This window comes from Streptomyces sp. QH1-20 (assembly GCF_041283565.1).
GTDB lineage: Bacteria > Actinomycetota > Actinomycetes > Streptomycetales > Streptomycetaceae > Streptomyces > Streptomyces syringius.
In genome coordinates this window covers 4,347,148-4,373,133 of the sequence record NZ_CP166299.1, presented here as the reverse complement: position 1 = coordinate 4,373,133, position 25,986 = coordinate 4,347,148, and the positions used below count along the sequence as shown (strand labels likewise).

The window sequence follows — 25,986 nt, the reverse complement described above, 5'->3', positions numbered from 1 at the left end:
TGTCCGCAAGTGCTCTGCTCACGCCGGCCTTGCCGGGGAGGGCGGCATCGCGACGCCAGGCCCGGCGTCCGTCAGTCCTGCTCGAACTTCGCACAAGGGGAGGTGTTCAGTGCCTATCTCCCCGGACATGGCCGAGCAGTTCGTGCGTGCCGTCTCGGTGCTCTACCAGGAGACCGAGTACGCGCTGATCGAGCGGACAGGCCGTGAGCTTGCCGCCGATATGCAGGCTCCGAACTGGGTCGAGCAGAAGCTCGCCGCCGTGCGTGATTTGGTCACCGGGGCGCGGCGCATCCTCGACCGCCTCGACGAGCGGGCGGTGCCCGGTATCCGTCAGTCGGTCGCCGACGCCTACGCGCTCGGGCAGCGTGCCGCGGTGGACGAGGTCGGCGCGCTCACGATCGGCAGCGACGCCTACGTGCGCGAGCACCTGCCCAACGCCGCCGCCCTCGACCGTCTGGCGCTCGCCGTCGTCGACGACACCCGCGCCGCCCATCTGGGCATCCTGCGGCAGGTCACGGACATGTTCCGCGCGGTGATCGCCACAGTTTCCGGCCGGGCACTGGCAGGGGTCGAGGACCGGCGCGCCACCGCGCAGGCCGCTTTCGACCGGCTCGCCAACCGCGGCATTACCGGGTTTGTCGACAAAGGCGGCCGATCGTGGCAGCTGTCGAGCTACGTCGAGATGGCCGTGCGGTCGGCCGTGGGACGTGCCGCAGTGCAGGGGCACACCGACAGCCTGCGCGCGGCCGGCCTCGACCTCGTCATGGTCTCCGACGCCCCGCAGGAATGCCGCCTGTGCCGCCCGTGGGAAGGCAAGGTTCTGTCCCTCGACAACGCGGTCGGGGCGGGGCCGGTCGAGGTCGAGCACGCCACGATCGACGGGCAGATGGTGACCGTGCAGGTTGCCGCGACGCTGGACGAGGCGCGGGCGGTGGGGTTTATGCATCCCAACTGCCGCCATTCCCTGAGTGCTTACCTGCCGGGTGTCACGGTGCTGCCGACCGATACCGAGGACCCTGTCGGCGACGCCCACCGTCAGCACCTGCGCCACCTCGAACGGCAGGTACGCAAGTGGAAGCGCCGGGAAGCCGCAGGACTGGACGAGGGGGCTCGCAAGGCAGCGCGCGCCAAGGTCCGTGCGTGGCAGGCCGCAATCCGTGACCACGTCGACGCAACCGGGCTCATCCGGCAACGTCACCGTGAGCAGCTCATGCAGGTCACCCCGCCCCCCGGGGAGCAACCGCCACCGAAGAAGAAGACGCCGCAACCCCCGGCCCCGGTCACGCCAGCCGGTCCGGCTCCCGCTCGTGCCGAGGTGTCCGCGCAGACGCGCGCCGTCCTCGACGAGGTCCGCGCCCAGTTGCCTGCCGGCCGGGAAGGCTGGACGGACGCTCGTAGCGAGGTCGTCCGGCCCGCCATGCGCCGTATCGACGCGCACGTGCTCGACAAGAAAGCCCGGCTTGCCGAGATGCGCGAGCAGCGGCAGCAGATCGTCGAGGCGACCGAGGCGGAGTTCAAGGCCAAACGCATTCGGCGTTCCCGGCGGCCGGAGATTCTCGCCGAGCGCACCCGTGAGATCGACTCCGACATCCTCATGCACGAGTACGGCCTCGCCGCAAGGGAGCGGCAGGCCGCTCTTCCTCCGGACGAGCTGGAACGGCAGCGCCCGCTCTTGGCTCAGATCGAGCCCGAGAACCGGCGGTTCACCTACCGCAGAGACGAGCGGGGTGCGTTGCTCCCGCCCGAGCAGTACGAGCGGCACCTCACCGCGGTGCTGCGGGCGGGGCGGGCGCTGCACGAGGACATGCAGCGCGCTCTCGACAACGACCCCGAGGTCGTCCGGCTGCGCGAGGAACAGACCAGGCTCGCCGCAGAGCTGAAGGGCAAGGACAACCCCTCGCCCGCCGAGGTCGACCGGGCATGGCAGGTCTACCGTGACCGGGTGCGGCGCGAGGCCGACGTCGCCCATGCCCTGCTGGCAGAAGTGCGACCGATGAACGGCACGGTCGACGCCGTTCTCGACGACCCGGCGAACCACACGGTCCCCGGGAACGAGCTCACTGCGCCGCCGGCGCAGTGGCGGCAGATGCTCGACGAGGCACTGCGCCACTTCCCGGAAGCGTGGCACGAGCGGGTCAGCGCAGCGGGCAGGCCGCTGCACGTCGTCGGCTCCGCGCGCGCCTTCTACCGCGCCGGCAACGCCCGCGACGTAGACCTGTATGCGCTCGACGAGGTGGGTCCCGGCAACTATCGGGGCGCCTTCACCTCGCACGCGGCCGAGGTGGCGACCCACGAAATGGGCCACCGCATGGAGCAATACGTTCCCGGGCTGCGCGAGCTGGAGTACACCTACGTGCGCAGGCGCTCCACTGGTTTCGGCGGCCTCGAAGAGCCTCGCCGCCTGTTGGACCTGTACCCCAACAGCGCTTACGCGGCCCACGAGGTGGCTTACCCGGACGACTGGCGGGACGCCTACACCGGCAAGACCTACGAGCAGTGGGCACCGGACGACCCCGCGAGCATGAGTTCCGAAGCGTTCCAAGTCGGGCTGCAAGACCTCTTCGGCCGGTCCACTCGGGCGTTCGGCGACGTCGGGCTGACAGAATTCACCTTGGCAGTGCTGGCCCTGCTCTAGGGGGTGACCATGTGGCGCATCACGTCCCGGCTGGACGCGTCCCGCTGGTTGGAGCACACCGGCAGCGGATGGACCGCGGACCCGGAAACGCGCTTGATCGTCCTCGACCAGGCAGGCCACCCGCAGCCCATGACCCCCACCGGCCCGCACTACACCCCCACCGGCGCCGATGACCCGTTCTGCCTGTACCTGATCGGCATGGGCGCCATCCCGGCCCCCGAGGTCTCCGGTACTCCCCCCTCTGGTCCCGGCCCGGTGCCGGAGCCTCCCGGCTCCCCCGGCCTCGTCTACTAATCCCCTTCTCCTCATCAGAGCCCGCCCGGCGGGCCTTTTTTCATGCCCGAACGCACCAGAGGAGCGCATCGTCATGCCCGAATCCCAAGGCGACTCCACACCCACCCCGACGCACGCCCCGCCGCCCGCGCCAGCAGGCGACGGCAATCCCGGCGGCACTCCACCGGCCCCGGACCCGGCGGCCGAGCAGTTGCTCGCCGACGCCGAGCAGCGTGCCACCGATGCTTCTCAGCAGCGGGACCAGTTGCAGGCCGCCCTCGACGCGGTGAACAAGGCGCTCAACCCCGACGGTGCGGACGGCGAGCAGGACCCGGCCAAGCTTGCCGCCGCAGTTGCTGATCGCGACAAGCAGCTCGATCAGGTGGCCGCCGAACTGCGCACTGCGCAGGTGGAGCTCGCCGCGTACAAGGCCGCCGGCGAGCAGGGCGCGCGGGCCGACCGGCTGCTGAACAGCCGCTCGTTCCTCGCCGCCGTCGCCGCCCTCGATCCCGGCGACGCCGCGTTCGCTGAGTCTCTGAAGTCCGCCATCACGGCCGCGGTCGATGCCGACCCGGACCTGTACCGGGCGGGCCCGGACGCGCCCCCGCGCGCGGGCGCGGAGTTCAACGGCGCCCCGGCCGGCGACCGCCGCCCAGCCAATCTGCACGACGCTATCGCCGCCCGCCTCGGCGGCTGACCCCTGACAGGAGATCCCGCCTATGGCTATCACTCTCGCCGACGCACGCCTGAACACGCAGGACGACGTCGACGTTCAGGTGATCGACGAATTCCGCAAGTCCTCGTGGCTGCTCGACAACATGGTCTTCGACGACGTCGTCTCGCCCGCGGGCGGGGGCGCGACCCTCAGCTACGGATACACACGGCTGATCACTGAACGGCCCGCACAGTTCCGGCCGTTGAACACCGAGTACCCCAAGGCGCAGGCGAAACGTTCCCGCTTCAGCGTCGATCTTTCCCCGCTCGGCGGGGCTTTCGAGATCGACCGCGTGCTGTCCAACCTGGGCCCGGCCGCAACCAACGAAGTCACGTTCCAGATGAACCAGACGATCAAGTCCGCGAACGCGTTCTTCTCCGATCAGGTCATCAACGGCAAGCGCGTAACCACCCCCGGCGCCGAGGCCGGATTCGACGGCCTCGACAAGGCCCTCGCCGGCTCCACGACGGAGATGGGCGCGGGCACCTCGCTGGACTGGACGGGCGCCGCCATCGCGGACAACCGGGCCAAGGCCAATGACGCGCTCGACACGCTCGACGAGTTCCTGTCGCTGCTCGACGGCACCCCCTCGGCGCTGCTCGGCAACAAGCGCACCATTGCCCGTGTGCGGTCGCTCGCGCGGCGGGCCGGTTACTACGACCGCACGACCAACGGGTTCGGGCAGCAGGTCGAGACCTACAACGGCATCGCGCTGGTGGACCTCGGGGAGAAGGCGGGCAGCACCACCCCGGTGATCCCGGTCGAGTCCCGTGACGTCGACGGCGCGGGAGCGGGCGGGCCGATCACGGGCCTGTCAGACCTGTACGCCGTGCGGCTGGGCCTCGACGCATTCCACGGTGTCTCGACCGTGGGCGGTGCGCTGGTCCGGCAGTGGCTGCCGGATTTCACCACCGCCGGCGCGGTCAAGACGGGCGAGGTCGAGCTCGGGCCCGTGGCCGTCGCGCTCAAGGCCACGAAAGCCGGGGCCGTCCTGCGGAACATCAAGGTGCAGTGACTGATGGCTCGGTACGAGATCACCGCGCCCGGTGGCGGATACGACGAGGAGATCGCCGGCGTCCGCTTCACTGCGGGTCGGGCCACCGCCGAGGACCCCGCCCCGGGCGCCCTGCTGTACTTCCGCCGCCACGGCTACACCGTGGCCCCTCTCGACGACCTCTCGCCGACCAGCCTGCAGAACGCCCCAGGGGATAAAACCGCAGGTCAGAGGCGTTCCCGCGCGAGGAAGGAGTGAGGCTCCGTGCGCCGTGTCTACGCAAGTGCTGAGCAGCTCGCCGCATGGACCGGTGCCCCCGCCCCGCCCGGTGCCGAGAGGCTGCTCGCCCGCGCGTCGGAGGACATCGACTCAGCTCTGCTCACCTCGCTCTATCCGGTCGACGAGCAGGGCGACCCCACCGACCCGCGCATCGCCGCCGCTCTCGCGGATGCCACCTGCGCTCAAACCGAGTTCTGGCTCGCCACGGGCGACGACGGCACCGGGGCCTCGGGCCGGTGGGACTCCGTCTCGATCGGGCCTGTGTCCTTGTCGGGGCGCAGCAGCGCGCCGCCGGCCGCGACCGGCGTCGAGCTCGCCCCACGCGCCGACCGCGCGCTGCGACGCGTCGGTCTTACCCCGGGGCGGGTGATCGAGTGGTGAGCCTGCCCGCTTTCCTCCTGCGCCACCACGTGACGATCACCCCCTATCGCGGCGACTCCGCCTACGGGCCTGCCTACGGCGACGCAGTCGTCGGAGTGCGCGCCCTGGTCGCCGAGTCAGTCCGGCAGGTGCGGGACAAGGACGGGCGCGAGGTCACCAGCACGGCGCAGATCATCGCCGCCCCGGAGCTGGACTGCCCGCCCGGCTCCCGCGTGGTGCTGCCCAGTGGGCGCACGACCACCACGATCAGCACCGCGCGCCACACCGCCCCGGGCCTGCCGGTCCCGGCCTGTACGGAGGTGATGTGCGAATGAGTCCTCAGCGCTCACGGCTGCGCCTGAACGGCGACCAGGCCATGCGCGGCACACGTGCGGGCGCGGTCCGCGGGCTGCGGCTCGCGGCCGAGCACATCCTCGCCGAGTCCCGGAAGATCGTCCCTCTCGAAGAGGGTAGGCTCGAACGTTCGGGGACCGCAACGGTCGACGAGGGCACGCTGACGGCCGCCGTCGCCTACGACACCCCATACGCGGCCCGACAGCACGAGCAGCTCAACCAGCGGCATTCCCCCGGCCGGTCGGCGAAGTACCTCGAACGCCCGATGGGCAGCGAGGCTCAGACAGTCGCCGAACTGATCGCTGCGCAGCTTCGGCGGTCCCTGCGTGGCTGACCTGCTCGACGGCATGGCTCGCCACCTGCACGGCCTCGGCCTGCTCACCTATGACCCGACCGGGACGAGCGGCGACACCTTCGTCGAGACGATGCCGCCCGTGCCGGATGAGGCGGTGTGCCTGTCGCTCTACGACGCCGGCCCGCCCGACGCCCGCAACGCCTACGACGTGCGCGCGCTGCAAGTGCGGGTGCGCGGCACCGCCGACCCGCGCCCCTCGCGCCGCCGCTGTGAGGCGATCTACGGCGCGCTGCACGGGCTCGCCGGAATGGCCCTTCCCGATGGCACGTGGCTCATCCTCGCCGCCGCCCGCAGCACACCCGCCCCCATGGGCACCGACAGCAGCGGACGGCACGAGCACGTCGTGAACCTCGCGCTCGACGTCGCCCATCCCACTACCCACCGCACCGAGTAAGGAGGTACCGCCTTGGGTCGCCCGATCGATGCAAGGGGCTGGATTTTCGAGGTCCGCGACGAGGTCGCCGCCACCGAGACATGGCTGCGCATTGGCAACCTGAACAGTTGGAGCCGGAACGAGTCCGAGAACGAGGAGACGGCGGACACCACCACCAACGACAGCGTCGGCTACTACGAGCAGGACATCATGCAGCGGGGGGCGACGATCGAGGTCGAGGGCCTGTACTCGCAGGTGACCGCCGGCACGCCGGACCCCGGGCAGGCGTACATCGACAACGAATGGGCGCACCGGCTCGGCGCCGACTCCCGCAACCGCGTTCGGTGGCGCCACACCACACAGAAGGTCTGGGTCCTGTGGGATGCCACCGTGACGCCCGGTGAGCAGTCCGGCGGGCACGCCGAGAAGACGAGCTGGGGCGCAAAGTTCACCCGGTGCGGTAAGCCCAGCACTGCTCCCGTGACCGGAGGCACCACTACATGAACCGCCCCACCCCTTCCGCCCCGGGCGAGCAGCACGAGGTCGCCGACTTCGATGCATTTTTCGCCGAGCAGGCCGCGAGGAATACCGGCGCGGTGCTGCGCCTGTACGGGCGTGAGTACGTGTTGCCCGCTTCGCTCCCCCTACTGGTGACCCTGCAAATGGAGCGGCTTAAGGACTCGACCGACCCGGATGACATCCGTCGCCTGCTTGCCTCGCTCTTCGGACCCGATGCGCTCGATACGTGGGCTGATCACGGGATGGAAGACCGGCAACTCGGCATCGTCCTGGTCTGGGCTACCGCCAACTGCCGGGCCCCCGGGTCAATCTCCATGGGCGAGGCGGCTCGCCTGTATGACGAGCGCGAGAACGCGTCGGAGGGAAAAGCACCGAACCGGGCGGAGCGCCGGGCGACGGTGAAGAACCGGGGGCGGAAGCGGCCGACGCAGCCGACCTCTGGGGCGCGGTAATCCGCCACTGGTCGGCCGTCGAGGCAGACCTCGGCCGCGAGTACCACCTCGACGACGTAGCCCTCGCCCGGCTCTCTACGCGCCGCTTCCTCGTGCTTCTCGGGGGGCTGTCTCCCGAATCGCGATTCGCACGCCTGTGGCAGCGCACCCCCCGCACCGTGACCGACCCAGCAGAGATCGCCGCCCTTACGGGAGCGCCTATGGATCACTGAATAACTGAATAGCGCAGCCGAGGGGGTGAGGTTTTGGCCCTCACCATCGGCGAACTCACCGGTTTTATCGACCTCGACGACTCCGGTGCTCAGCAGGGTGTCGCTGGTACCGAAGCCGCTCTCGCCAGTCTTCAGCGCGGGGCCGACGGGCGCCTGAGGGACCTGCGCGGCCGGTTCGTAGCCGAGGCCGCGCAGATCGGTGCCGCCCTCGGGGACGGCATCGGCGATGGGGTTGCAGCGGGTGCCAGCAGGGCCGAGGGCAGCCTAGATGGGGTCGCCGGCGCGCTCGACGAGGTCGGCGACAGCGCCAACCGGGCCGAGGGCGGAGTCGGCGGGGTCGGCGCCACTCTGCGGGACGAGGTCGCCGACGGCGCGGAGCGCGCCGGGGGCAAGTTCACTGGTCTCGCCAAAGCCCTCGTAGGGCTCGGCGCCGGAGCCCCGGCGGTCGCTGCGGTCGGCGTGGCCGTCGGCGGTCTGGCCGCGGCTGGCGCGGCGGCTGGCGCCGGCGTGAAAGCTTTCTCAGCCGCAGCGAAACCTCAGCTCGAATCGGTCACGAGCGCGTACGACCTGTACACCGCTGCACAGGATGCCGCGTCCGAGGGCGGCGAGAAGGCGGCCGAGGCGCAGCAGGCGTATGCGGCCGCGCTCGCCGATATGCCGCCCGCGACCAGGGCGACGGCCAAAAGCTTCATCGGCCTGAAAGAGGACGTCAAGGACTGGTCCGACAGTCTGTCCTCGACCACAATGCCGGTTTTCACCAAGGGCATTGAGCTGTTGCGCGACCTGCTTCCGGCCTTGACTCCATTCGTCAAGGGCGCGGCGACCGCGTTCAGTGGGTTCCTCGACGAGGTGCGCGCGGGTGTCGAGTCCGCTCCGTTCAAGCGGTTCGCGGCAGACATGGGTGAGGCTTCCGGGCCTGCCCTGTCCGGATTCCTTTCTGCGGTGAAGAACATTGTCGTCGGGATCGCGGGCATTCTCGCCGCCTTCATGCCCATGTCGGCGGGCATGTCGGGTGGCCTCGCCGACCTGACAGCGAAGTTCGCAGCCTTTGGGCAGGGCCTGAAGGGCTCGGCGGGTTTCGAGCGCTTCCTCGACTTCGCGCGCACTGGCGCGACCACGCTCGGCAACCTCGGCGCGGCGGTCCTGAAGTTGATCGTTGCCCTTGCTCCGCTGCTGGGCACGACCGCACTCCTGATCAACGCGTTCGCCGAGCTCGTCTCGGCCATCCCGATTCCCGTGTTGACGATCCTGGCAACGGTGTTGACGACCGTAGGCGTCGGCCTGAAGGCATACGCGTTGGGGCAGGCGATCGTGTCCACCGCCACCCGTGCGTGGGCAACCGCCCAAGCCGCGTTCAACGCCGTCATGGCAGCAAATCCGATCGTTCTGGTGGTCGGTTTGCTCGCGCTCCTGGCCGTCGGTCTCGTCCTCGCCTACCAGAAGTCAGAGACCTTCCGGCAGATCGTCCAAGGGGCGTGGGCCGGCATCCAGGCCGCAGCCTCGACCGCGTGGCAGTGGATCAAGGGCGCCTACGACGGGATCGTCTCCGGCGCAGGCGCGGTAATCGGGTGGCTCGGCGCCAACTGGCCAATGCTTCTGGCGATCTTGACGGGCCCGATCGGAATCGCGGTCGGGCTGATCGTCAAGTACTGGGACGAGATCCAGGCCGCCTTTGTGGCCGCGTGGCAGGGGGTGCGCGAGACCGGCGACGCGGCGATGACGTGGGTTTCTGGGCTACCAGGCCGTACGGTCGCCGCTCTGTCGACCCTCGGCTCGCGCCTGTGGAACTCCGCCGTGAGCGGCTTCCGCCGCTTCCGCGACGGGCAGGTCGAGACCGCGCTCGCTGCGGTCGACTGGATGCGCAGCCTGCCGGGCCGGCTCTCCGGCGCCGTCGGTGATCTCGGCTCGCTCCTGGTCGACAAGGGGCGCGATGTCGTGCGCGGGCTGTGGCGCGGCATCCAGGGGATGGGCTCTTGGCTGCGCTCGACCCTGTCGAGCTGGGCACGTGATCTCATCCCGGGCCCCATCGCCAGAGCCTTGGGCATCGCGAGCCCATCCCGCGTCATGGCCCGGGATGTCGGCCGGTGGATTCCCGCCGGCCTGGTGCGCGGGATCGAGTCCGGACAGGGCGCCGTCGATCGCACCATGCGCGACCTCGTCACCCCGCCCACCCCACCGGCCATGCCCCAGCTCGGTGCGGCCGGCGCCTACGGCGGGGCGGCACCCTTCGGCGTAGGCGCGGCGGCCGGTCCGGCCGTGCATATCGAGCACTGGCACGGCGGCGAGCAGTCGCCCGAGCAGACCGCCGTCGCTCTCGCATGGCACATGAAGCAGAGGGGGTGACCCTTGGCAGCAGGAGACAAGGTCACCGCCCCCGGGCACGTGCAGTTCGGCGACGAGCTGCTGCTCGGGCCCGGCACCCCCTATCGGTGGCGTGCCCTCACCGGTTGGGAGGATCTCCCGGCGCTGGACTCCGGCAGCGTCACCCGCAGCGACGCCCACGGTTCGTTTCCCGGGCAGTTGCTCGCGCAGGCGCGCACGATCGGTCTCGACGACGTGATTGTGCGCGCTCCCCAGGGCACGATCGGCGCTGCGGTCCGGGCGCTGAACGCAGCGACGGCGCTCGGCGGACCTGAGCTGCCGCTCGTGGTGTGGCTCGACGAGCGCGGACCACTGCTCGTGCGCGCGCGAGTGCTGCGCCGCTCGGTGCCCGTCGGCAAGGGCTACGCGCTCGGTACCGTGCTCGGCGCAGCGATTCAGTGGGAGGCATCCGACCCACGGCGGTACGGGCTCGCCGAGCTTCAGGTCGGGGCCCGGCTGCCTCAGCCCGAGCCCGGCCTCGACTGGCACCTCGCTCCCGAGGGTCTGTCGTGGCCGCTGGATTTCGGCGCTCCGGGCAGCACGGGCGGGGTGACCATGACCAACGAAGGCGATGCCCCCACCGCCCCCACGATTGAGTTCCGTGGACCGGTCGAACGACCCAGTCTCACCAACGTCAGCACGGGCGACGCCATCGAGTACGACATCACTCTCACTCCCGACGACGTGCTGCTCGTCGATACCGGCGCCGGAACCGTGACGCTCAACGGCCACGCCTCGCGGCTCTATACCGCCACCAACCGCAGCATCCCCGAGCAGGCGTTCACCCTCGCCCCTGGCGTCACTTCGCTGGCGTACCGCGCCGCTCCGGGCTCATCCGATCCCCGGGCGTCCGTGACTCTGCGGTACCGCTCGGCGTACTGGTAGGAGGACAGGCCTCATGACCGTCCGTTCCGCGTGGCTACTCCCCATCGGGCAGACCCGCGAAGATACCCGCCTCGCCCCGCTCGGCGTGATGGCACCCTCTGGAGAGCTGTCGAGCCGCGACGGCGTGATCGCCGGCGCTCAGCCGTTCGCCGCATCGGGAATCTCTGCGATGCAGGTACAGATCGGCATCGGTCGCGCCATCGTGCAGGGCACCGCCACCCAAGGCGCCTACCCCGCAGCGATCACCGCCCCCGAGACGCTCACTATCAGCGACGGCGACGCCCAGCACCCCCGGATCGACTCCGTGGCCCTACGCATCTCCGACCCCGGATACGACGCCTCCCCAAGCGCCCTCGCCCGCGTGGAAATCGTCCAAGGCACCCCCGCCCCGACACCAGCCGCACCGCCGATCCCCGGCGCCGCCCTACGCCTATGGGACATCACCGTCCCCGCCGGCACCTCGGCCGGCACCGGCGGTATCGCGTGGACAAGTGCTCTGGCCGATAGGCGCAGGTACACGGCCTCGTACGGCGGGATCATCCCCCGTGGGTACGGGCTGGGGTTCACCGGCAGCTATGACGGCCAGTACCGCGACTCAGGTACCGGCCTCGAACGGTGGAGCGCTACGGCTGCCACGTGGCAGCCGCTCGATCCCGTCATCGGCTGGACGCCGGTCACCCTCGCCCCCGGATACAGCAACGACGGCAACGCACAGGGGCCTGTGAGGTGGCGCCGCCTCATGATCGGGGGCGTGCCGCACATGCAGTGGCGAGGCGGCGTCGGCTGGACGGCCGCAGCGCCGCCCAATGACTCCTACCCCTTCACCGGAACACTGCCCGCGGAATGCCGGCCCGTGCGGCACACCTCGCTCGTCGCCGCAGCCGGCGGCACCCCGATCAGCGTGGATTTCCAGCGCGGTGGACTAGTGCGGCTCGTCCCGCTGACCGGTGTGCGCACCTGGCTCTCCTTCACCGGGCTCACGTACCCGCTCGACAGCTGACCCCCGGGAAGGGGACCGCGTGAATGATCCTGGCTACAGAGTCCTGCTGTGCGACCTGCGAACCGACCAACTGCTCGACGTCCTGCCCGTTCAGGGCGTGGCCCTCGACGACTGGATCGGCCGATCGGGAGCCATGTCCGGCACCATTCCGATACCGAATGCGGCCCTCGCCGCCCGCGTCCGCAGCGCAGTACAACCCGGACGTACCGCCGTGTGGGTCGAGCGGGGGCGCGAGATCTGGTGGGGCGGGATCGTGTGGACGGCGCGCGTCGCGAGCAGCGACCGCGGATACCTGTCGGTCGCCATTCAAGCCGGGGGCTGGGATACCTACCTCGACCATCGGATCGCTTACGACACCCACAAGACCCCGACGGGTGGTGCCGATCAGTTCGACATCGTGCGGGGCCTGCTGGACTACTGCCAGCGCACCCCCGGCGGGGACATCGGCATCGAGTACGGCACCGAGACCTCGGGGGTCGTGCGCGACCGAACATACCTGCGCTATGACCTCCCCCGCATCCGAGACCTGATCACTCAACTCGCCGCGACCGACAGGGGGTTTGAGTGGCGCATCATGAGCTATCGCGACCCCGAGTCTGGTCGGCGCGTCAAACGGCTCCAGCTCGGCGCCCCGGTCATCCACTCCGGCGTGTCCGACATCGTCCTCGACCACCCGGGGCCGGTCCTCGCCTACGGATGGCCGATCGACGCCACCGTGCAGGCCACCGCGTGGCAGAGCAGGGGCGCGAGCACGAACTCGAATCAGACCGCGGACTCACATCCGCTCATGTCCGAGCTGCTCGTCGACGACGCGGCGATTGCCGCGGGATCGCCGAGGCTCGACGGATCCTCCGACTACTCGACAGTCGTCGAACAGGCCACCCTCGACGCGCACGCCCGCGCCGATTACACCCGCGCCCGCGCACCCGTCACCATCCCCGAGATCACCGTGCGCGTCACCGAGGGGATCACTCCCGCCCTGCTGGGCTCTGCTATCCGGCTGCGCATCCGCGATCTGTGGTGGCCGACGGGGCTTGACCAGCGGTACCGCATCGTCGGTCTGTCCCTATCCCCACCGGAACGCGGGCGCGCCGAGACTGCCCGCCTGTATCTGGAGGCTGTCTGAATGGCTGCGATTCCCCTCGATCTACTCGACCGTATCCGCGAGCTGGAGCGGCAGGTGCGCGAGCTCGCCGGCCGCTCACAGATCCGCCCCGCGCTGACTCAGATCACCCGCGGACAGGTCAGCATCGGCGAGGGCGGAAGCCTCCGCGTCTCTGCCCCCGGCGGTGCCACGACCTTCTACGCCGGCGACATGGGACGGCCTCGCCCCGACGGCACGGCTCAAATGGGCCTGACCCTCAGTCGCGACGACGGGTCGGTCGCCATGGCCGTATGGGCGCCGAGGCCTGACGTACAGCCCCGGCAGTCCATCGAGATGTGGGACCGCGAAGAGAACAGCCTTCTTGCCGAGGACGCGCTCGGCGGGCTCGCCCGTCCCTACATTCCGTACCCCATGCCCACCCCCGAGGACACGCTCGCGTGGGCATCCACGGTCTCTACGTCATGGACCACTCTCTACCGCGGGCATGGCCACGTGCAGCACCCCGGCCTGTACGCCTACGTCGTCGCTGCCACCGGCACCACGCAGATACGGCTCCTGGTCAACGGTGGCCAAGTCGGCCCCGAGTCGAAAGCCGGCGCGGCACTGGAGTTCCGGGCGCCCATCGGCCTGCGGTTCGGCGAGGTCGCCCGGTTCGAGGTGCAGGCCCGCACCACCACGGAGAACAGGCCAGCCGGCTGCTCTCCCCGCATGCTCTACGGCATGCGCGCCCCCACCACCTAGGACGGCCGCACCCTTCCTGCTGCCGGCTCCGAGCTCGCCGACCCCTGCTCGGCCGAGTGTCACCCAACGGATCACCTCCGCCCCGACGCAGAGCGCGGGGCGTTTCTTATGTCTGGAGACACACACCATGGCAACTCCCCTGACCCCCGACCGTCTGCTCGACGCGCTCCGCGACGAGGGCGTGACCGTGATCGAGTACGGCGACTGGCGCAACCACGACCGGGCCGGCCACGGCGGATGGGGCCCGATCAACGGCGTGATCATCCACCACACCGTGTCGAGCGGTACCGAGAGCTCGGTCGAGCTCTGCCACGACGGATACTCCGAGCTCCCCGGTCCCCTGTGCCACGGCGTGATTGCGAAGGACGGGACCGTTTACCTGATCTCGGCCGGCCGAGCCAACCACGCCGGCCGCGGTGACGGCGACGTGCTCTCCGCCGTTGTCGACGAGCGGCCGACCCCGTCCCCGTCCGAGGGCGACACCGACGGCAACGCGCACTTCTACGGCTTCGAGTGCATCAACCTCGGCGACGGCGACGACCCGTGGCCTGAGGCGCAGCTCGACGCGATCGAGCGTGCGTCTGCCGCGATCTGCCGTGCTTACGGCTGGTCGGCCGCGAGCGTCATCGGCCACAAGGAGTGGACTTCCGACAAGATCGACCCGCGTGGCTTCAGCATGCGGACGATGCGCGAGCGGATCGACCGCCGCCTCGGCCGCGCCCCCACCCGCCCGGTGCCGACCCCGGTGTACGAGCCGTTCCCAGGCGGCGACTTCTTCCGGTCCCGCCCGCGGTCCCCGATCGTGACCGCGATGGGGCGCCGGCTCGTCGCCGAGGGGTGCTCGGCTTACGCCGACGGCCCCGGACCGCAGTGGACCGCCGCCGACCTCCGTTCCTATGCCCGCTGGCAGCGAAAGCGGGGCTACAGCGGCTCGGACGCGGACGGCTGGCCGGGCCGCACGACGTGGGACGCACTCCGCGTCCCCAAGGTCTAACCCCACCGAAAGGACTTCCCATATGACCGACGCCGCCCGCCGGACCGTCCGCACCCTCGTGCAGACGGCCGTCGCCCTCGCGCTCCTGCTCCCCGCGATCGTCGATGCCTCGGGCATCCCCTCTACCCTGCCGTGGGTTGCCGGCGCCCTCGCTGTCGCCGGTGGCCTCGCCCGAGTGATGGCCCTGCCCGGCGTCCAGGCCCTCATGCCCTCGTGGCTGCGCACCGAGCCGAGCCGCGACGACGAGCTGCGCGCCCTCGACCGCACCGACGGGGGTGGCGTGTGACCGATCCGCCCCCGCACGATCCGGCCGCGGTCATTCTCGAATTGGAGAAGCTTCGCGGCGCCGTCGAGGTCGGGTTCGCCCGAGTCGATGGCGCGCTCGCGCTGCTAGTCCAGCGCAGTGACCAGACCGATGCCCGCCTCGCCGACCACGAGGCGCGCCTCGACGGAATCGAGCGCGCCCGGTGGCCCCTGCCCAGCCTCGCCGCCTTACTCGCCGTCGCTGGCCTGCTGCTCTCGCTGTGGCAGGCAGCTTCCCACTGAACTCGGGCGTGTCCGAAGGTTCTGTCCGCGCCACTCCGGCTCGGCTACTGACGCTTCGGCGTGGGCGTTCCCCAGGCGGACAGACCCTGGTTCGACATCTCAGTGGCCCTCCGGTGATGCCGGACCGTGCCCGTATCGCTCAGTTGGAGGCGGGGGGAATCTGCTCGTTCTTCTTGAGGTCCTCGATGTAGAAGATGCCCTTCTCGGTGACGACGTGGAGGCCGATGTCATTGATGATGTCCTTGAGGACTGCTGCGCGGGAGCTCTTGCTTTCTCCTTCTTGCGCCTGGGCTGGTGTGGACAGGGCAACACCCCCCAGGGTCAAGAGGGTGCTAGCTGCAAGGGTGGTGGCGGCACGGCGGGCGCGGGTCATCGGGATCCTCCTCAGAGAGCCCCTGCCGGACAGCGGCAGGCGCGAAGAACACGGCTATCGGCGAGTTTCTCGTTATTTACAGCGTATGAATGCCCACCCGCCGGGCGCATGGGAGCGTCCGGCGGCGCGCGGAGGCGAGAGACGCCCCTGCCCTGGTGACCGGGTATCGGTCAGTGTGTCGCCAACCCACCGGACACGCCCTAAGCGCCCCCGTCCCGGCCTTGTGCCGGGACGGGGGCGCTTTTTGGCGTTCTGGGCGCAGGCAGAGACCCCCGTCGGCCACAGTCGACGGGGGTCCGCGGGGGTCACCGGGCGGGTACGCCTACAAGGTCAGCACCGGCGCGGGATGTATTCCCCCCTCCCCTCGGCCGCCCGATCCCGTGCGGGAGGACGACCGAGGGCGCATGCGATGGCGCACAGTGGCCGTTAGGGAGGGGCGAGCGTGCCGGCCGGACGGAAGCTGCACCACTGCGTCGCGCGGGACGACTACCACCTCGATCGGTTCGCTGTGGCACCAGCAGCGGAACCTCACGCCGGGAAAATCGATCGGGGGCGGCATCAGCGCTCGGTGGGGGTCGGGCGTCGACCACCACATGACGAGCAGCGCCAGCCCGGAAACCGAGACCGCCAAGACCAGGGCACCGATGACCACGGGCCACGCGTCACCAACGAGCATGGGAAGACCTCCGACGGGAGAAGGTGTTGCGGACGGCAGTACGCAGGCGCCGCAGGATCCGAGCGGCGTATCTGTCGGACGGGAAGACCGCGAGTCCGACGGTGGCCGCGAGGTCGTAGACCAGTTCCCGGGCGAGTTCTGGCCTCAGATCGACGAGCACGGCCGTGTCGAAGTGGAGCCAGTACGAACGGGTGGCGGGCCGGCGGCCGTAGCGGGTCACGGTCACGCGCGTGGGCTTGATCATCCGTGCACCGCCCCCGCGTTGTGCAGCTCGAACCAAACCTGCGTGGCGATACGGCCGTTGTTCCACGTCCTCGTCACACCCGCCGCGTGGGTCAGCCGGCAGAGGAGCCGCAACACGGGCTCCGCGTCCATCTCGCGCCGCATCGTGCGGCGTGACGAACGACTGTCCCTGCACGCGTCACCCACCGAGATGATCACGCGCGACGGGTGTACGGACATGTCCACGGTTAAGACTGGTCCGGACATGAGGGGCAGGACATGTGCCACCGCGTCGGACACACAGACGCGGGCGGCGTCGATCAGGCGAGGCCGGCGGGTCACGGCCAGCACTGCCCGCACAGAATCGCGAGCGAGTTTCGCCGTCGAGGGAGTGGCCGGACCGGTGATCCGGTAGTGCTCGGCCTGTACGTAGTCGTTGGTGCGGGGACTGTAGAGCGTGGCTGTACTCATGGGTCGTCTCCCATCGGTCGTAGCCGCGCACCTCACGCCGTCCGTGGCTCGGCCACCCCCCGGGATGCCCAACAGGCATGCAGGCGGCTGCACTTCGGGTCTTCCCGGCATGCTGCGCGGTGCTGCCAGGACCATAGGGCTGCGGGATGCACACGTGCAACTGCTAGGGGGTAACTGCTGCAACCAGTAGACCGTGAGAAGGTCGCACGGGAGACTGTGCGTAAAGACCAGGGGAGGACGGTATATGCCACCTAGGGCGGCCCCGACAGCTCGACAGCGGCGACTCGGCGCAGAGCTGCGCAAAATGAGGGAACACTGCGGGCTCACCGTCGCGGACGCGGGCAAGGAGTTCGGTGCGGATCGCACCCGCATCAGCAACATTGAAGCGGGTCGCGTAGGCGTCAGCGCGGATCGAGTAAGAGCGCTTGCCAATATCTATGCGTGCCCGGACTCGGCCTACGTAGGTGCGCTGGCACAAATGACCGAAGAGCGCGGAAAGGGGTGGTGGGAGGAGTATCGCGGCTCCCTGTCAACCGGAGCCCTAGATTTGGCTGAACTGGAACACCACGCCGCACGCCTGACCGTATTGCAAGTTGTCTACATTCCCGGCCTGCTCCAGACTGAGGAGTACGCACGAGCTCTATTCGGTCAGACCGTCCCGGAGCTATCAGCCCTGGACGTCCAGCGCCGCGTCTCGTATCGAATGCAACGCAAGCGAGTCATAGAGAGAAGCCCAGCAACGCCCTGCACCTTCGTGATCCATGAGGCAGCCCTGCGAATGCTGTTTCCGGGGATTGAGGGTCAACGTCGCCAACTGGACAGACTCATCGAGATGAGCGATCACGACGGCATCTCACTCCGAGTAATTCCGTTTGCCGCTGGCGCATTTCCTGGCGCCAATAGTTCTCTAACGTACGCCTCCGGGCCTGTACCCCAGCTAGATACGGTCTCGCTAGACACAGCGCATGGCGCTGTACTTCTGGACGCAGAATCACACCTTGAGAATTACCGGTGCATTCTCCTTCGGACACTAAAAACGTCCCTCACTCCGCAAGAGTCGCGGGATTTCATCCGCAAGACCGTTAAACAACTGTGAAGGCATAGCATGTCTAAGATTACGTGGCAAAAGTCGTCCTTCTCTGGCGATAGAGACGACTGCATCGAACTGAGTCGGCAGGAAGACGCGATCCTGATGCGCGAGAGCGACGACCCGGGCGTAATCGTCACCACAAGCCCGGACAAACTCCGCGCCTTCATCCTGGGCGTCAAGAACAACGAGTTCGATCACTTGATTTAGCTATCTTCGACGCCACAAGCCCCCTAACCGTGCAGGTGGGGGGCTTTTGGCATATGCCGTTGCACGTGTTTAACGTTGCACTCTTGCAACCCCACCCTTGAGGGCGCTACCTTCGCCGTGCGTCACCGATTCGGGTCGGCCTCAGGGCAGGACCACACCCGAACGTCGGCGCAACTCCCCCCTGCTGCTACGGAGAGGGGGGAGGCTCCCCCGAGGAAGTCCTCTCCCGCCCATGCTCCGGGCGGGGGAGGGCGCTACCGTCACGGACGTTGGGAACGCGATGGAAACGGCGTGGTTGGGATCAATGAGGGGGCTTCACGCGGGTCTCGCTCGCATCACCGACGAGTCCGGGCGCATCCTCCTCTTACTGACGGGAACTGACGTCAAGTGGGCGCTACCCGGCGGGAATTGCATTCTCGGGGAGCCGCCGATAGACGCCGCCGCCTACCACGTCCGCCGGGCAATGCGCATCGACGTAGCCCCGAGGCGCGTGGTCGGATATGCACCAGGAGCAGCAGACCACGACCCGACGGTGCACGGCCCGCTAGGTGACGCGTTCCTAATGGAGTTCGCCCCGCTGAGCCCGTCGCAGATCAGGCGCATCACCTTTCCCGAGACACCGCCCCGGGAAAGGCCCGAATTCCTGACCTACGAGTTCTGGGATCCGTTCACTCTTCCCGCAGGCATGCAGCCCCGCGACCGACGACTACTCGGCCGCGAGGCGCGGGTCGAGCCCGCCGTGCCCATCCCTCACCCGTCACGTAGGGCGTATTTCGGCCTCACGGGCTAGGTCTTGGCCACACGATCGGGGAGCAGCCACGCCGTCGATTCGCCTGTGCGGGTGGCAGGCGGACGGTCCGACATCGAACCGCGGAGGACCCATGCACGCAGTCATCGCGAGTCCCCAGGAACAGAAGTACGTCGTGGTCCGCCCCGGCGCGCGGGCCGGTATGCAGATCCCCAGCACCCACTACCGCGAGCTCGCCGACGCGGTCGGTGCCGCCCTTTCGGTTCCTCCGTGGCTCGTCGAGGCCGCACAACGGGCATGGGGGCTCAACCTCGCCAGTGAGCGCAGCGACCGAGCGGTGCTCGTCCGCCCCGTGACGGCCCTTGCCTACAGCCGCGCCACGTGGGAAATCAACTTGGGCTGCAACTTCAACTGTGAGCACTGCTACCTCGAACTGCGCCCCTTCGACGGCCTGTCGCTGACCCAGAAGCTCGACATGCTTGCCATGCTCCGCGACGCGGGGGTGCTCTGGCTCCAGATCACCGGGGGCGAGCCCCTCATCGATCCGCACTTCTCAGACGCTTATCGCCACGCCTACGGCATGGGCATGCTGATCGAGATCCTCACCAACGGCTCGCGCCTGCACCAACACGTCGAATTATTGGCCGAGATGCCGCCGCACAAGGTCACCATCTCTCTCTACGGCGCCACGGCTGACACCTTCGAGAGCCTCACCCGCACCCGAGGTGCGTTCAAGAACACCATCCGTGGGCTCGACGCCGCTCGCGAGGCCGGCCTGCCCATCGAGATCACCATCATCATCACCAAGCACAGCGCCCACGAGGTCGACCAAATGCGGGCCCTCGCCGAGCAGTACACCTCCACCTACGACGAGTTCTCGAACATCTCGCCGACCTACACCGGCGGACCCGACCCCCTCGCCGCGCAGGCCCCCGGGTACCTCGACAAATCCGCCGTCTTCACCGGGTGCCCGGCCGGTCACACCTTCTTCCACGTCGACCCCCACGGCCGCGCCACCATGTGCAAGATCGGGCGCGAACACCCGATCAACCTCATGACCGAGGGACTCGACGGCCTCACGCGTCTGCCCGAAATCGCGGACGCCCAGATGCTTCGCACCGGTGGCTGTAGCGGGTGCGCACTCTCGGCCACATGCCGAGTCTGCCGACCACTCGCGAAGGCATACCAGGCCGCGAAGGCACCACTGAACACCTACTGTCAGCACGGCAACTAAGGAGACAGCGATGACCGCTGTAGCAGTGGAGATCACTACCCGACCGCCGGCACCCGTCCAGCCGGAACCGGAGCCCGCCGGCGTCGTCATCGTCGCCAACGTCGAGGACCTCGCCGACGGCTCCGCGCCCGGCTGCGGCAACGACAACCCGTACCAGTAAGCACGCTCGCACACCCTGAGCGGGCCCTACGGCGTTCACACGCCGTAGGGCCCGTTCGGGTACCAGGATGTGAGGACCGATGGCCACAACACGCACCGCGTTCGAGGACCTGCCCACCTCCGTACACACCGCGATCGAGGAACACACCGGCCCCCTGCTCAAGATTGAGACCACTGCGGCGGGCTTCAACAGCGAAATCTCAGCCCGCGTGCACTCCACGACCGGCACCTGCTTCATCAAGGGACTCAGGACCGACCACCCCCGCGCGTGGACACAGCGCCGCGAGGCCGAGGTGAACCCCTACCTACGGGGCATCGCCCCCGCCCTGTTGTGGCACCTGGAAGCCGAGGGGTGGCACCTCCTCGCGTTCGAGGCCCTCGACGGCCACCACGCCGACTACTCCCCCGGATCACCAGACCTGCCCAAGGTCGCCACCGCCCTCCGGCACCTCGGGGAGATCCCCTGCCCGCAGATCGAGCTGCGGCATGCCGAGCAGCGCCTGCGCGCCTACGTTACCGACGAGGGTCAAGAGCAGCACTTCGCTGGCTCCGCCCTGCTCCACACCGACCTGAACAACGCGAACGTCCTCGTCGACGACGAGCGGGCCCTGCTCGTCGACTGGGCATGGGCCACCCGTGGGGCCCCATGGCTCGACGCCGGGTACTGGGTCATCTGGCTCATCGTCGGCGGACACACTCCGAAGACCGCAGAGGAATGGGCGGCCCGAGTCCCGACGTGGAACACGGCTCCCCGCGCGGGCATCGATGTCTTCGCTGAGGCCAATGCCAATCTCTGGGAAGAGATCGCCGGCCCCGACCCGGACCCGTGGACGAAGCGCATGCTGGACGCCGCGCGACGCTGGTCTGCCCACCGCTCCGCACGGTGATCCACGTCTGAGGAATGCCCGGCCCCGGCCGACCGCCCGAGACGGCGCCGGGGCCTGTTACAGGCAGCGCGAGCTACTCGGCCGGCTGCTGGTCGCCCGGGGCTGTGACCCCGAGGTGGCGGTGCAGGTCGTACCGCGAGGCCCTGTACTGCCGGCCATGGCGCATCAGGCGAATCGGGTAGGCCCCGCGCTTCGCCATGTCGTAGCCGCGGGTGCGTCCGATGCCGAGCGCGCGGTTGGCTACCTCCAGTGGGACCGCCACGGGCAGGCCGATCAGTTCCTCGTGCGACATCTCGTGCTCAGTGCTGGCCATCTCCACCCCTCGTTGGCTCGCCGGCGGGCACTTTCTTCATCAACCGGTCTTGATCGACAACGTACGGCAACCCTCTGGACTTACGCAATCGGCAAAGCTAGCTTTGCCATATGCAAAACAACCGCACGACAAGCGATGTGATCGCGGATCAGGTCCGCCATCACCGAACCCGCCTGAACCTCTCCCGCGAACAGCTCGCCGCCGAGTGCGCCAGGCTCGGCGCCCCCGAGCTCACATACGCCGCCCTGGTGAGCATCGAACTCGGACGGCGCGACAAGAAGACCGGCAAGCGCCGCCGCGACATCAGCGTCGACGAGCTGCTCGTGCTCGGCCTCGCCCTCGCGGTCCCCCCACTCCTCCTGGTGCTCCCCTTGGGCACCGAGGACACGGTGCCCACCGTGCCCGCGGCAGAGCCGCGCGACCCGTACACCGTGTGGCGGTGGGTGACCGGCACCGAGACACCCACGCTCGTCGGCCCCATCGACGGCCGGCACCACGCCGATCACCGGCCCATCGCGGACACCGGCCCCAAGTGGTCCGCAGCATGGGGTGCCGCCGCGTACCCCGCCAGCCTCTATCCCCTGTTCGACCGGCGCCGGCAGGCGGTGTTCAAAGCTCACCGCCTCGTCGAGAACGCGAAAGCCGACCCAGCCGAGGGCGGAAGGGTGCCCGAGTTCCGCCGCGCCTACGTCGAGGAACTCAGCGACCTCGCCCACACCATCAACGAGATGACCCGCGCAGGTCTCACCCTGCCCCTGTGCGCCCCCGAGTGGATCAGGGACATGACCGAGCTCGACATGCTCGACAACCCCAGAGCGCTCACCACACAGGAAGACAACTAGGTGAACGGCACAATCACGAAGCGCTGCGGCTGCCGCGACGCAGACGGTAAACAGCTCAACAGCTCTTGCCCGAAGCTGTCGCAGCGCCAACACGGCGTGTGGACCATGACTCAGGAACTGCCGCCCCGCAGGGACGGCAGCCGCCGCCGGTTCCGCCGCAGCGGGTACGCCACCAAGGGCGACGCCCAGACCGACATGGACGCGCTGCGTGCCCTCCTCGACATCGCGGACAAGAAGACCGACCCGGAGGGCCGCGCCCGCATCGCCGACTTACTCGAAACCGTCGCAGCCAGCAAGGAGAACATCCCCGACTACGACGAGACGAAGCGCAAGTTCGCAACTGGACAGCCACTCAGCACGCACACGACCATCGGCGAGTGGCTTGAGCAGTGGCTTGAGAGCAAGAAGGGGCTCCGCAAAAAAGGATGGGACCGATACGAGGTCGACGTCCGCGTGCACCTCATACCGCGACTCGGACACATCCGTCGCGACAGGCTCATCGTTGGTCACCTAGACGAGATGTTCGCCAACATCGCCGAGTCGAACATCGAGATCAACGAAGCGAATGCCCTGCGTCGCGCTGCGCTGGACGAGCTCAAACTGATTCCGTGTAAGGGACTTGAAAACCGTCGCCGACGCAAGGCGCTCAAAGAGACCATCGACGCGATGCCGCCGTTCCGGCGGATCACGGGAGTCTCGACGCAGCACCACATCAAGGCGACGCTACGCGCCGCACTGAACGCAGCCATCGCGCGCGGACTGATCGTGTTCAATGCCGCCGCACACGTGGAACTCGAAGCCGCCAAGCGGCCCAAAGCTCTTGTGTGGACCGAGGAACGCATCGCGGAATACCTGCGGACCGGCGTCAAGCCGTCCCCGGTCATGGTGTGGACCCCGGAGCATGCCGGGCAGTTCCTCGACTTCCTCGCCGACACGGGAGAGCGCCTGTACGGACTCTTCCACCTGATCACCTTCCGAGGTCTGCGCCGTGGCGAGGCGTGCGGCGTCCGGCGCACTGACCGGAACCGCGCCGCGGGCACTCTCACCGTCGCGACGCAGCTCGTGCAGGACGGTTGGGAGGTCATCGAGAACGCGCCGAAGACCGACAGCGGCGAGCGCGTCGTCGCCCTCGACGAGTACACCAATGAGGTACTCGACGAACAAATGCTGCGGCAGGAAGCCGAGCGCCTCGCGTACGGCGAGGCGTGGATCGACTCCGGGCGTCTTTTCACCATGCCCGACGGGTCGTTCATTCACCCCGGATGGCTGACCGACTACTTCGAGCGGCTTGTCGAGCTCGCCGGTCTGCCGCCGATCCGGCTGCACGACCTGCGGCACGTCGCTGCCTCGCTCATGCTCGCCGCCGGCGTCGACATCAAGATCGTGTCCGAGACCCTCGGGCACTCCGACTCCCGGATCACCCGAGACATCTACCAGTCGGTCATGCCCAAGGTTGCTCACGATGCTGCCGAGGCAACCGCCGCCATCGTCCCCCGGGGCACCGTCCGTCGCCCGAAGCCGGTCGAGGCCCAGGTCGAGGCACTTGAAAAACACGATGGCCACACACCGGCCACACATGAGGGCGCGAAGATCATCGCGTTCCGCCCCCGCCGAGTCCCGGCATAAGCAAAAGCCCCAGGTCACGGCGAGTGAGTCCTGAGGCTTCCACAGAGCCGCCTTCGGGATTCGAACCCGAGACCTACGCATTACGAGTGCGTTGCTCTGGCCAACTGAGCTAAGGCGGCAAGCTGCCGAGCGCCGGAGCGGCATCAGCAGCGCGGCCTAGTCTACACAGTTTCCAGGGGTGCTCCGTACCGAGTAAGCGGGAGGGGGAAGCGCAGGTCAGGTGCACTTCCGGGCGGCGGGGGGCGCGGTCGTGGTGAGGAGGTAGTCGTTGATCGTCGTGTCGACGCAGTCGCTGCCCCGGGTGTAGGCCGTGTGGCCGTCGCCCTCGTAGGTGAGGAGGTGGCCCGAGGAGAGCTGGGAGGCGAGGGAGCGGGCCCAGGCGTAGGGGGTGGCGGGGTCGCGGGTGGTGCCGACGACGAGGATGGGGGCGGCGCCCTGGGCCTCGATGCGGTGGGGGCTGCCGGTGGCGGGTACCGACCAGTAGGCGCAGCTCAGAGCCGCCCAGGCGAGGCTCTCACCGAAGACCGGGGAGGCCTCCTTGAAGTCGGCGACGGCGCTGTGGACCTCCGCCGGGTTACGGAAGGCCGGGGGGAGGTCCAGACAGTTGACGGCCGAGTTGGCGTACATGAGGTTGGCGTAGGAGCCGCGCTGGTCACGCTCGTAGTAGGCGTCGGAGAGCTTGAGCAGCGGGGCGCCGTCGTTTTGCCGGGCGGAGCGCAGGGCGGCGCGGAGGAGGGGCCAGGCGCGCTCGTCGTACATGGCGGAGATCACACCCGTCGTGGCGAGGCTCTCGGTGAGCTCGCGCGGGGTGCCCGTCGGCACGGGGTGGGTGTCGATCCGCTTGAAGAGGTCCTTGAGGCGGTCACCGGCGGCGCCGGTGCTCCCGGTGCCCAGGGGGCAGTCCGCGCGGCCGACGCAGTCCTTCGCGAAGGACTCGAAGGCGGTCTGGAAGCCGGCCGTCTGGTCGCGGTTCACCCGCCGGGCGTCGAGGGAGGGGTCCAGCGCGCCGTCGAGCACGAGGCGGCCGACGCGGGACGGGAAGAGTCCGGCGTAGGTGGCGCCGAGGAAGGTGCCGTACGAGGCGCCGACGTAGTGGAGCTTGTCGTCGCCCAGGGCAGCGCGCAGGACGTCCATGTCGCGGGCCGCCTCGACGGTCGAGACATGACCGAGGACCTTGCCGGAGCGCTTGGCGCAGCCGTCGGCGAAGCCCCGGTACGCGTCGGTGAGTTCGCCGACCTCCGACGGGCTGTCCGGGCTCATGTCGACCCGGGTGTACGCGTCCATCTCCGCGTCGGACAGGCAGCTGACGGGCTCGCTGCCGGCCACACCACGCGGATCCACCGCGACCATGTCGTACCGGGCACGGACGGCGGCCGGGTAGCGGGTGCCCGCGTACGCCTGGAGGTAGCCGACGGCCGAACCGCCCGGGCCGCCGGGGTTGACCAGCAGGGAGCCCAGCCGCTTGCCGGGGCCGGTGGCCTTCTTGCGGGAGACCGCGAGCTTGAGGTCGCCGCCGGCCCGGGGCCGGTCGTAGTCCAGTGGGGCCCGCAGCGTGGCGCACTCGAAGCGGTCGCCCGCGCAGGAACGCCAGGTGAGCTTCTGCGCGTAATACGGCCGGAGCTCGACGGGCAGCTCGGTGGGCAGCGGCGCGAACCGCTGCGCCGGGCCGGCGTCGTCCCCCACATCCACTGGACCCTGCGATCTCGCCGACGCGGCCGCCCTCGGCGTCGCGGTCCCCGAAGCGCACCCGGAGATCAGCAGGGCCGCCGTCACGACGACGGTGGAGGAGGTGCGGAGCAGACGGCTGGTGTCCAAAGCTGTTCCCTCGGGGTGGGGGGCGGGTGGACAGTTACGCATAGGACATACACAGGGCCATTGCAGGCATACGGAGCGTATCCGCAGGAATGCCCAAGTTGGCTAATCCCGAGACCTACTAGTCCTCGTACGAGTGAGGTACGCGCCAGTACGGAGCGATCCGCCGCCGG

Annotated in this window: 31 protein-coding genes and 1 tRNA gene; 26 read left to right on the top strand and 6 right to left on the bottom strand. The window is 69.0% G+C overall.

The genetic code is table 11. The features are described 5' to 3' along the window. The first annotated feature begins 109 nt into the window (after positions 1–109). From AB8O64_RS19770 to AB8O64_RS19680, 19 genes are all read left to right on the top strand, one after another. Positions 110–2,635 (top strand): phage minor capsid protein, encoded by a 2,526-nt coding sequence (locus AB8O64_RS19770; RefSeq protein ID WP_370420351.1) that lies wholly within the window; start codon positions 110–112, stop codon positions 2,633–2,635. Positions 2,636–2,644: 9 nt separating this feature from the next. Next, a complete protein-coding gene (locus AB8O64_RS19765; protein WP_370420349.1) occupies positions 2,645–2,929 on the top strand; it encodes a hypothetical protein in 285 nt (94 codons plus the stop codon). A gap of 73 nt (positions 2,930–3,002) precedes the next feature. Further along, on the top strand, positions 3,003–3,605 hold the full coding sequence (locus tag AB8O64_RS19760; RefSeq protein ID WP_370420347.1) for a hypothetical protein: 603 nt from the start codon (positions 3,003–3,005) through the stop codon (positions 3,603–3,605). Between the two features lie 22 nt (positions 3,606–3,627). Continuing rightward, positions 3,628–4,638 (top strand): major capsid protein, encoded by a 1,011-nt coding sequence (locus tag AB8O64_RS19755; protein WP_370420345.1) that lies wholly within the window; start codon positions 3,628–3,630, stop codon positions 4,636–4,638. 3 nt (positions 4,639–4,641) lie between these two features. Further along, positions 4,642–4,875: a hypothetical protein gene (locus AB8O64_RS19750; RefSeq protein WP_370420343.1), complete on the top strand. Its 234-nt coding sequence runs from the start codon at positions 4,642–4,644 to the stop codon at positions 4,873–4,875. A gap of 6 nt (positions 4,876–4,881) precedes the next feature. Continuing rightward, positions 4,882–5,277 (top strand): hypothetical protein, encoded by a 396-nt coding sequence (locus AB8O64_RS19745; protein WP_370420341.1) that lies wholly within the window; start codon positions 4,882–4,884, stop codon positions 5,275–5,277. Further along, on the top strand, positions 5,274–5,591 hold the full coding sequence (locus AB8O64_RS19740) for a hypothetical protein (RefSeq protein ID WP_370420339.1): 318 nt from the start codon (positions 5,274–5,276) through the stop codon (positions 5,589–5,591). The genes AB8O64_RS19745 and AB8O64_RS19740 overlap by 4 nt, the downstream gene beginning before the upstream one ends. After that, positions 5,588–5,944 carry a minor capsid protein gene (locus tag AB8O64_RS19735; RefSeq protein ID WP_370420337.1) on the top strand — a complete coding sequence of 119 codons (357 nt, stop codon included), beginning with the start codon at positions 5,588–5,590 and terminating at the stop codon, positions 5,942–5,944. The genes AB8O64_RS19740 and AB8O64_RS19735 overlap by 4 nt, the downstream gene beginning before the upstream one ends. Continuing rightward, positions 5,937–6,359, top strand: coding sequence for a minor capsid protein (locus AB8O64_RS19730; protein ID WP_370420335.1), 423 nt, complete (start codon positions 5,937–5,939; stop codon positions 6,357–6,359). The genes AB8O64_RS19735 and AB8O64_RS19730 overlap by 8 nt, the downstream gene beginning before the upstream one ends. A gap of 12 nt (positions 6,360–6,371) precedes the next feature. After that, positions 6,372–6,842: a phage tail tube protein gene (locus AB8O64_RS19725; RefSeq protein WP_370420333.1), complete on the top strand. Its 471-nt coding sequence runs from the start codon at positions 6,372–6,374 to the stop codon at positions 6,840–6,842. Next, positions 6,839–7,309 carry a hypothetical protein gene (locus AB8O64_RS19720; RefSeq protein WP_370420331.1) on the top strand — a complete coding sequence of 157 codons (471 nt, stop codon included), beginning with the start codon at positions 6,839–6,841 and terminating at the stop codon, positions 7,307–7,309. The genes AB8O64_RS19725 and AB8O64_RS19720 overlap by 4 nt, the downstream gene beginning before the upstream one ends. 245 nt (positions 7,310–7,554) lie before the next feature. Further along, a complete protein-coding gene (locus tag AB8O64_RS19715) occupies positions 7,555–9,864 on the top strand; it encodes a hypothetical protein (RefSeq protein WP_370420329.1) in 2,310 nt (769 codons plus the stop codon). A 3-nt stretch (positions 9,865–9,867) separates the two neighbouring features. Continuing rightward, positions 9,868–10,767 (top strand): hypothetical protein, encoded by a 900-nt coding sequence (locus AB8O64_RS19710; protein ID WP_370420327.1) that lies wholly within the window; start codon positions 9,868–9,870, stop codon positions 10,765–10,767. Between the two features lie 13 nt (positions 10,768–10,780). Further along, on the top strand, positions 10,781–11,767 hold the full coding sequence (locus AB8O64_RS19705; protein WP_370420325.1) for a hypothetical protein: 987 nt from the start codon (positions 10,781–10,783) through the stop codon (positions 11,765–11,767). A 19-nt stretch (positions 11,768–11,786) separates the two neighbouring features. Then, positions 11,787–12,893, top strand: coding sequence for a hypothetical protein (locus AB8O64_RS19700; protein WP_370420323.1), 1,107 nt, complete (start codon positions 11,787–11,789; stop codon positions 12,891–12,893). Beyond that, entirely contained in the window at positions 12,894–13,613 is a 720-nt protein-coding gene (locus tag AB8O64_RS19695) for a hypothetical protein (RefSeq protein WP_370420321.1), read from the top strand. A 127-nt stretch (positions 13,614–13,740) separates the two neighbouring features. Next, positions 13,741–14,607, top strand: coding sequence for a peptidoglycan-binding protein (locus AB8O64_RS19690; RefSeq protein WP_370420320.1), 867 nt, complete (start codon positions 13,741–13,743; stop codon positions 14,605–14,607). Between the two features lie 22 nt (positions 14,608–14,629). Next, positions 14,630–14,893 (top strand): hypothetical protein, encoded by a 264-nt coding sequence (locus AB8O64_RS19685; protein ID WP_370420318.1) that lies wholly within the window; start codon positions 14,630–14,632, stop codon positions 14,891–14,893. Further along, on the top strand, positions 14,890–15,153 hold the full coding sequence (locus AB8O64_RS19680) for a hypothetical protein (protein ID WP_370420316.1): 264 nt from the start codon (positions 14,890–14,892) through the stop codon (positions 15,151–15,153). Before AB8O64_RS19685 ends, AB8O64_RS19680 begins: the two co-directional genes overlap by 4 nt. 139 nt (positions 15,154–15,292) lie before the next feature. On the opposite strand, the gene AB8O64_RS19675 is transcribed toward AB8O64_RS19680, so the two are convergent. From AB8O64_RS19675 to AB8O64_RS19665, 3 genes are all read right to left on the bottom strand, one after another. Further along, positions 15,293–15,526, bottom strand: coding sequence for a hypothetical protein (locus tag AB8O64_RS19675; RefSeq protein WP_370420314.1), 234 nt, complete (start codon positions 15,524–15,526; stop codon positions 15,293–15,295). Positions 15,527–16,188: 662 nt separating this feature from the next. After that, positions 16,189–16,446: a hypothetical protein gene (locus AB8O64_RS19670; RefSeq protein ID WP_370420312.1), complete on the bottom strand. Its 258-nt coding sequence runs from the start codon at positions 16,444–16,446 to the stop codon at positions 16,189–16,191. After that, positions 16,443–16,895 (bottom strand): hypothetical protein, encoded by a 453-nt coding sequence (locus AB8O64_RS19665; RefSeq protein ID WP_370420310.1) that lies wholly within the window; start codon positions 16,893–16,895, stop codon positions 16,443–16,445. Before AB8O64_RS19665 ends, AB8O64_RS19670 begins: the two co-directional genes overlap by 4 nt. A gap of 244 nt (positions 16,896–17,139) precedes the next feature. Here AB8O64_RS19665 and AB8O64_RS19660 point away from each other — a divergent pair, with 244 nt between their 5' ends. The 5 genes from AB8O64_RS19660 (at position 17,140) to AB8O64_RS19640 (ending at position 21,220) form a co-directional block, all read left to right on the top strand. Beyond that, positions 17,140–17,991, top strand: coding sequence for a Scr1 family TA system antitoxin-like transcriptional regulator (locus AB8O64_RS19660; protein WP_370420308.1), 852 nt, complete (start codon positions 17,140–17,142; stop codon positions 17,989–17,991). 9 nt (positions 17,992–18,000) lie between these two features. Next, complete coding sequence (locus tag AB8O64_RS19655; protein ID WP_370420306.1) at positions 18,001–18,192, top strand: DUF397 domain-containing protein; 192 nt, start codon at positions 18,001–18,003, stop codon at positions 18,190–18,192. Between the two features lie 881 nt (positions 18,193–19,073). Then, positions 19,074–20,174, top strand: a complete 1,101-nt coding sequence (locus AB8O64_RS19650) for a radical SAM protein (RefSeq protein ID WP_370420304.1) — start codon at positions 19,074–19,076, stop codon at positions 20,172–20,174. Between the two features lie 10 nt (positions 20,175–20,184). Further along, the gene (locus AB8O64_RS19645) at positions 20,185–20,334 is read left to right on the top strand and encodes a hypothetical protein (RefSeq protein ID WP_370420302.1); all 150 of its coding nucleotides are present in this window, start codon (positions 20,185–20,187) and stop codon (positions 20,332–20,334) included. 79 nt (positions 20,335–20,413) lie between these two features. Continuing rightward, positions 20,414–21,220, top strand: coding sequence for an aminoglycoside phosphotransferase (locus AB8O64_RS19640; RefSeq protein WP_370420300.1), 807 nt, complete (start codon positions 20,414–20,416; stop codon positions 21,218–21,220). A 73-nt stretch (positions 21,221–21,293) separates the two neighbouring features. Here the strand turns inward: AB8O64_RS19640 and AB8O64_RS19635 are convergent, their stop codons facing one another. Next, complete coding sequence (locus AB8O64_RS19635) at positions 21,294–21,533, bottom strand: hypothetical protein (RefSeq protein WP_370420298.1); 240 nt, start codon at positions 21,531–21,533, stop codon at positions 21,294–21,296. Positions 21,534–21,643: 110 nt separating this feature from the next. On the opposite strand from AB8O64_RS19635, the gene AB8O64_RS19630 reads away from it, so the two are divergent. Together AB8O64_RS19630 and AB8O64_RS19625 are read left to right on the top strand one after the other, a co-directional pair. Further along, on the top strand, positions 21,644–22,375 hold the full coding sequence (locus tag AB8O64_RS19630) for a hypothetical protein (protein ID WP_370420297.1): 732 nt from the start codon (positions 21,644–21,646) through the stop codon (positions 22,373–22,375). Continuing rightward, positions 22,376–24,001 (top strand): tyrosine-type recombinase/integrase, encoded by a 1,626-nt coding sequence (locus AB8O64_RS19625; protein WP_370420295.1) that lies wholly within the window; start codon positions 22,376–22,378, stop codon positions 23,999–24,001. A gap of 45 nt (positions 24,002–24,046) precedes the next feature. Here AB8O64_RS19625 and AB8O64_RS19620 read toward each other — a convergent pair. Next, a tRNA-Thr gene (locus AB8O64_RS19620) sits at positions 24,047–24,120 on the bottom strand. A gap of 97 nt (positions 24,121–24,217) precedes the next feature. Further along, positions 24,218–25,816 carry an alpha/beta hydrolase gene (locus tag AB8O64_RS19615; RefSeq protein ID WP_370420294.1) on the bottom strand — a complete coding sequence of 533 codons (1,599 nt, stop codon included), beginning with the start codon at positions 25,814–25,816 and terminating at the stop codon, positions 24,218–24,220. Positions 25,817–25,986 lie beyond the last annotated feature (170 nt).

What these genes read in the sequence shown, in the direction of transcription:
- AB8O64_RS19765 (WP_370420349.1), top strand. Translation starts at nt 2,645, where the DNA reads ATGTGGCGCATCACGTCCCGGCTGGACGCGTCCCGCTGGTTGGAGCAC.
- AB8O64_RS19760 (WP_370420347.1), top strand. Translation starts at nt 3,003, where the DNA reads ATGCCCGAATCCCAAGGCGACTCCACACCCACCCCGACGCACGCCCCG.
- AB8O64_RS19755 (WP_370420345.1), top strand. Translation starts at nt 3,628, where the DNA reads ATGGCTATCACTCTCGCCGACGCACGCCTGAACACGCAGGACGACGTC.
- AB8O64_RS19750 (WP_370420343.1), top strand. Translation starts at nt 4,642, where the DNA reads ATGGCTCGGTACGAGATCACCGCGCCCGGTGGCGGATACGACGAGGAG.
- AB8O64_RS19735 (WP_370420337.1), top strand. Translation starts at nt 5,588, where the DNA reads ATGAGTCCTCAGCGCTCACGGCTGCGCCTGAACGGCGACCAGGCCATG.
- AB8O64_RS19720 (WP_370420331.1), top strand. Translation starts at nt 6,839, where the DNA reads ATGAACCGCCCCACCCCTTCCGCCCCGGGCGAGCAGCACGAGGTCGCC.
- AB8O64_RS19705 (WP_370420325.1), top strand. Translation starts at nt 10,781, where the DNA reads ATGACCGTCCGTTCCGCGTGGCTACTCCCCATCGGGCAGACCCGCGAA.
- AB8O64_RS19695 (WP_370420321.1), top strand. Translation starts at nt 12,894, where the DNA reads ATGGCTGCGATTCCCCTCGATCTACTCGACCGTATCCGCGAGCTGGAG.
- AB8O64_RS19690 (WP_370420320.1), top strand. Translation starts at nt 13,741, where the DNA reads ATGGCAACTCCCCTGACCCCCGACCGTCTGCTCGACGCGCTCCGCGAC.
- AB8O64_RS19685 (WP_370420318.1), top strand. Translation starts at nt 14,630, where the DNA reads ATGACCGACGCCGCCCGCCGGACCGTCCGCACCCTCGTGCAGACGGCC.
- AB8O64_RS19675 (WP_370420314.1), bottom strand. Translation starts at nt 15,526, where the DNA reads ATGACCCGCGCCCGCCGTGCCGCCACCACCCTTGCAGCTAGCACCCTC.
- AB8O64_RS19670 (WP_370420312.1), bottom strand. Translation starts at nt 16,446, where the DNA reads ATGATCAAGCCCACGCGCGTGACCGTGACCCGCTACGGCCGCCGGCCC.
- AB8O64_RS19665 (WP_370420310.1), bottom strand. Translation starts at nt 16,895, where the DNA reads ATGAGTACAGCCACGCTCTACAGTCCCCGCACCAACGACTACGTACAG.
- AB8O64_RS19660 (WP_370420308.1), top strand. Translation starts at nt 17,140, where the DNA reads ATGCCACCTAGGGCGGCCCCGACAGCTCGACAGCGGCGACTCGGCGCA.
- AB8O64_RS19655 (WP_370420306.1), top strand. Translation starts at nt 18,001, where the DNA reads ATGTCTAAGATTACGTGGCAAAAGTCGTCCTTCTCTGGCGATAGAGAC.
- AB8O64_RS19650 (WP_370420304.1), top strand. Translation starts at nt 19,074, where the DNA reads ATGCACGCAGTCATCGCGAGTCCCCAGGAACAGAAGTACGTCGTGGTC.
- AB8O64_RS19645 (WP_370420302.1), top strand. Translation starts at nt 20,185, where the DNA reads ATGACCGCTGTAGCAGTGGAGATCACTACCCGACCGCCGGCACCCGTC.
- AB8O64_RS19640 (WP_370420300.1), top strand. Translation starts at nt 20,414, where the DNA reads ATGGCCACAACACGCACCGCGTTCGAGGACCTGCCCACCTCCGTACAC.
- AB8O64_RS19635 (WP_370420298.1), bottom strand. Translation starts at nt 21,533, where the DNA reads ATGGCCAGCACTGAGCACGAGATGTCGCACGAGGAACTGATCGGCCTG.
- AB8O64_RS19630 (WP_370420297.1), top strand. Translation starts at nt 21,644, where the DNA reads ATGCAAAACAACCGCACGACAAGCGATGTGATCGCGGATCAGGTCCGC.